This window comes from Nodosilinea sp. FACHB-131, from assembly GCF_014695395.1.
Classification (GTDB): Bacteria; Cyanobacteriota; Cyanobacteriia; order Phormidesmidales; family Phormidesmidaceae; genus Nodosilinea.
This window is the reverse complement of record NZ_JACJOF010000009.1, coordinates 1-5,054: the sequence shown is the minus strand read 5'-3', so window position 1 is coordinate 5,054 and position 5,054 is coordinate 1. Positions and strand designations below refer to the sequence as shown.

The window sequence follows — 5,054 nt, the reverse complement described above, 5'->3', positions numbered from 1 at the left end:
AATACCCTCAGACAGCGGGTTTCACGCTTTGTCAGACGCAGCTTAGCCTTCTCGAAGAGTCTACGTAATCACATTGGCCTGTTATGGAATTTTATTCACCACTACAACGCATCATTACCTCTCTAGTACTACCTAGAAATATAGTTCTTAGCGAATAGATTTTGACAAGTTATTTTATCTACCCAAATTCAGTTAATAACTACACTCGGACAGATCGCTACAATATTTTTTGTCTAACTTTAAAGCTGACTTGGTAAACGAATCAACATGGAAATTTACCAGCTAAAAGTATTTCTAGAAGTGGCTCGCTGCTTGAGCTTTACCGAAGCAGCTGACACGCTAAACTTGACTCAGCCAGCGGTGAGTGCCAAAATCAAATGCCTAGAATCTGAGCTTGAAACACCTCTGTTTCGACGCCTAGGGCGGCGCATAGAACTCACCCGGGTAGGCGAGTATCTTTTAGAAGAAGGCCCTAACCTGGTAGATTTGGAAAACCGGTTGGTAGCTGAAATTGAGGAAATCAAGCAGGGCAAGTTCAGCACTCTTAAAATTGGCTGCATGCCCGATATATTGAGCAACTGGCTGCCGTCGGTGCTGTACGAATACCGCCGATCGCATCCTGATGTGCAGACTAAGTGTTTGCAGTTTGACGCTGTCGAACCGCTATATCGCGCCATTAAAACTGGCGAGGTCGATATTGGTGTCTCAGATCTGAGTTTTTCAGCTTTTGATGAAATTTTAGAGGTGGCGATCGGTTCGGTTCACTATTCTCTAGTGGTGTCGAGTAGCCATCAGCTGGCTCAGCGGCCCTGGCTTAGTTTAAAAGAGTTGACTGACCAGGCCTGGGTGTTGCCGCCCGAGGGCGTTCCAGCTCGCATTGTGCTGCAAAAGCGCATGCAGGAACTGAGGCTGAATTTAACCGATTTTGCCCATGTCGAAATCGTCGACGCGGCGAGTTTGATGCGCACCTATTTGCTTCAGGGACACTACCTGGGGTTTGTCTCTGATTCTGAATTTCAAATGGAGTGTGAGGCCGGGCTGCTGCGCCGCATTCCCCTAGAGGAATTTGCCTTGAGCACCCCCCTATTTCTGATGATGGCCAAGCGTTTGGGCCGGGCTTTGGGCTTGGCGGGTCAACTCACAGGTCGTGGCAGTCTGGGGATAGAGCCGATTCGCCAGTTTGTAGCTATGGTGCAGAGTCAGCGCGGCGTAAATCAGGAAACTGTTACGCAAGGATTGCCTTCCCCTGAGCCGTTGGCTGCTTCACTGGCGGCATCCTCAGCCCAAGGCATACCCCGGTTCCAGGCCCCCAACTTTTTGGTACGCTCTGGGTCGGCTAGCGGGGCCGAGACTATCCGCCTCACCATCGGCACCCAAAATCGCACTATTCAAACCGTTACCGCTGGGTTGATTATTCAACGCCTGGGTTTGCTAGAGCATTTTTTACCTCGTGAGGGCCGCTACAGCGGGGTACAGTACAAGCTTCAATGGTCTGACTACAACTCAGGGGCACCGATTGTGGTCGGATTGGAAGCTCAAGACATCGACATTGGTGTGCTGGGCGACTACCCGCTGCTGCTCAGCGCGGTGACCGGTGATAGTACAGCCCTGGCGGCGGGTACCCGGCTGATTAGCTTTGTGGCTAGCAACTTAGATGGCACCGGCAACGACATCATCGTGCCGCAGCACTCGACCCTCGGCTGTATAGACGATTTAGCGGGTCGGGTGATTGCGGTGCCCTTTGGCTCGGCGGCTCACAGCATGGTGATGCGATCGCTCCACCACCGGCAAATTCTCAATGATGTCACCCTCACCTCCATCGACAGCACGGGCCCCCAGAGATCGGGCCGTAGTACCTCCCCAGTGGATGGCTACGCTTACTTCGCCCCCTTGCACGAAATTGCTAAGCACAGGGGCCAGTTTCGCCGCCTGCTGCACAAAAACCTAGACGGGTTGCCCACCTTCCACGGGGTAGTAATTCGCGCCGCCCTGGCCGAGCAATATCCCGAAATTGCCGTGGCCTACCTGCGATCGCTGCTGGCAGCCCAGTATTGGTACGCCACCCAGCCTATGGCGATTACATTGGTCAGCCGCTGGGTGAATATGGATGCCGCCATTGTGGCCAAAACTCTGCACGCGAGCACCAGCGATCGCGCCGATGTGGTTTACCTGCCCGAAACCCAGCTGCGCACCGACTGGCTCCAGGCCCACATCCACCAGCTCGGCCAGATTGCCGGGCAAGAGCACCTGGGGCAAATCAACCTTGATCGCTGGATGCAGCCCGAGTTTTTGGAGCGGGCGATCGCCTCGCTCTAGCCTAGAGAAACCCCTGGGACACGCCGTCGCGGGGAGGCTGTGTCGCAGGGTCACTCAGTCAAGGCGCGATCGCTCTAATCTAGAGACATTTCCACAGCTTATTTAGAGTCCAGCGATCGCCGGGGCTGAGACTTGCCCGAGCGCGACAGGTTGTAGGCCTGGGAATACGCTTTTTTGCGGGCTCTAGCTATGGCACCGCTCTGGTAGTCGCCTTCTAAATCCTCTAGCACCGCTTGTTCCTCCATCAGCATGGCGCTGGGGGGCATAGCGGACATGGCGACGCGGACACGGCTGAGGGAGTCGGTGGCAGCGGCGTAGTCGCCCCGGTCGGAAAATATCACGGCTTCACGGCGGGCGCGGGCTGCCATCAGCAGCGCCACCTGCTCCTGCACCGCTGGGTTGGCGGGGAAGTCGCTAAACTGCTCGGCACTCACCAGGGGCAGTTCCAGCCCTGCCCGCAGCACCTGCCGACCGGGCTGTTCGGCATCATCCCAAGCCAGGCGCACCTGCATCAGTTCACCGCTGCGATTCAGGGCAGGCACCTGCAAGCGCACTACCACCTGAATTAGCGATCCCACCGTCAGGTTGGGCAGTTTGTAGCGCCGAGTGTCGGTCATCTCAAGGTCATTCAGCACGTCCATGACGGTGACGCCGTTGCCCGGCTTGATGCCGAGGCTGACTCGCTGACCTAGGGTAGCCGCTAGACCCGACAACTCGGTTTCAAAAATAGTGGGCAACTGATCGGCAGACTCAATATGGAAGAAGTTGCCGTCACCGCTGCGGGCCATAGCGGCGAGCAGATCTTCGCTATAGTCGTTGCCGATCCCAAGAGTGGTGGTGCTGACTCCGCGCTGGGCCAAGCCGTGCACGTCGTTGGCGATCGCATCGGGCCTCGTTTCCCCCACGTTGGCCAACCCGTCGGAGAGCACAACCACCCGGTTAAGCTGGGCCGGGTTGAGGTATTGGCTGACTTGTACCCCACCTTCGATCCAGCCAGCATGAAGTGCAGTAGAGCCCCGCGAGTGGACATGGCTAAGCTTTTCTATCAGAGTATTTTTGTCGGTGGCTAGGGTGCTGGGCACCAAAGTTTCGATGCGATCGTCGAAGAGCACCACGCTGATGCGGTCACATGGCAGCAAGTTCTCCACGGCAAAGCGGGCGGCCTCGCGGGCGTAGTGCATCTTTTGCCCCTGCATCGAGCCGGAGCGATCGATTACTAAGCTGAGGTTGAGCGGCACGCGATCGGCGTCGAGGGTGACAGCCGGGGGCGTGATCCGCACCAACACATCGAGAGTTATGGGTTGCTGGGTGACAATTGCCCCGTGGAGCGGAATCAGTTCGACGGTAGGAAGAGCGGGTTTAGGTTGGGTCATGGTGGCCTCTGAATGGGTTTAAGGTGAGCGAGATGGTCAGCGATGAGCTGGAGCAGGCTGTCCCGCTCGTGGGTAGTGGCAGGTGCCACAAAGTCTTGGCGGACATGAAGTTCTAGACCGTCGAGAATTTCTAAACGAGTCCAGGCTGGGGGTGGAGACGCTGGTGGGGCGGTGGGGGCTGGGGCCGCCAGGGGAGCCTGCATCGCCGGAGTGGTAGTGCGCTTGGGCGATCGATCTGATTCTGATAAAGAGGATCCCCTGCGATCGCGAATTTGAGACAAAAACGCCAGCGCTGGGTTTGCGGCCTCAACTTTGATTTGAACACCTCCTTGCAGGATGTTTTCTAAGGCCGCATCGGACTGGCCGCCAATTAGACTGCCGATGGAGCTAGTGCTGTAGCCTTCCGCTAGCAGGCGGCGCAGCACTAGCAATTGCAGTAGATGTCGATAGGTATACCGAGCTTCGCGCCCCTGCTTGAGGGGCTTATCCAACCATCCCTGAGTAGTGTAGTGGCGCACCAGCCGGGGGTTGACCGGTTCTTGCCTGCGGCTACCAGAACTCTGGTCAGGCAAAAACTGGGGTAGTAGGTCGTTAGTCACCTCAACGAAGCGATCCAGGACCATCTCGGGCTGTTGCTGGGCAATCTGTTGCAACATGCTCATGGGCCTATAATAAACACTTGCAAATTAAATTGTCAATGACATTTTCTTCTGTAACTAACTTACGGCTGGGTGGTTGTGCGATCTCGTTTGAGCATTGACACCGCTGAGGCTACTGATTGAAACCCGTGGTGAGCATTGCCCCACCTAATCTCTATATAGGTGTGCAGTTGACTGTCCTGTCTTAGTCAAAGGCGGCACAGGAATCAGCGCGGTCACCACTAGCTCTACTCCCGTCCGCCCTAATCTATGCAGAGATTTCTTGGTTTCTACGCAGGGCCATTGTTTAGAGGCGTTCCTACCCCATTAGCGCCACCACAGCTGAAGCCCATTGCCCTTAGATTGAAGAACCATAGGGCAATCTCAATCAAAGTCATTGGCGGTGGTCCACAGGGTAGTTCACCGTTGACACAAGCGGTGGAGAGGGTGATTAGGAGGCCGTCCCTAAACTCTCCCGCAAAGCCAGAGAGCTTTATTGAGGTTGTCTGTGTCTGTATAGGTACTACAGCCTGCCCTTACTCTCCCCTTAAGCCCTTAATCTTGCTGCACCGGTAGCATCTTGACGCTAGGGGTGCGGTTGTAGTCCTAGTACATGCCGCCAGATACGGTGTTGTCTTGGAGGATTTTTCCGAGAGAATTTTCAAGAGGGGTTTGGTAGCGGCTCTCTAGAAACGCCAAACCCCTTGCGGTACAAGGGGTTCAGGGC

Annotated in this window: 3 protein-coding genes and 1 pseudogene; 2 read left to right on the top strand and 2 right to left on the bottom strand. The window is 55.7% G+C overall.

What is annotated here, in order from left to right; translation table 11 throughout:
- Window positions 1-126, top strand: a pseudogene (locus tag H6F75_RS05250) (IS1 family transposase); the annotation flags it as partial.
- 141 nt (window positions 127-267) lie between these two features.
- A complete protein-coding gene (locus tag H6F75_RS05245) occupies window positions 268-2,316 on the top strand; it encodes a LysR substrate-binding domain-containing protein (protein ID WP_190749929.1) in 2,049 nt (682 codons plus the stop codon).
- Between the two features lie 98 nt (window positions 2,317-2,414).
- Here the strand turns inward: H6F75_RS05245 and H6F75_RS05240 are convergent, their stop codons facing one another.
- Entirely contained in the window at window positions 2,415-3,689 is a 1,275-nt protein-coding gene (locus H6F75_RS05240) for a VWA domain-containing protein (protein ID WP_190749927.1), read from the bottom strand.
- Window positions 3,686-4,351 carry a MerR family transcriptional regulator gene (locus H6F75_RS05235; RefSeq protein WP_190749925.1) on the bottom strand — a complete coding sequence of 222 codons (666 nt, stop codon included), beginning with the start codon at window positions 4,349-4,351 and terminating at the stop codon, window positions 3,686-3,688. Before H6F75_RS05235 ends, H6F75_RS05240 begins: the two co-directional genes overlap by 4 nt.
- Window positions 4,352-5,054 lie beyond the last annotated feature (703 nt).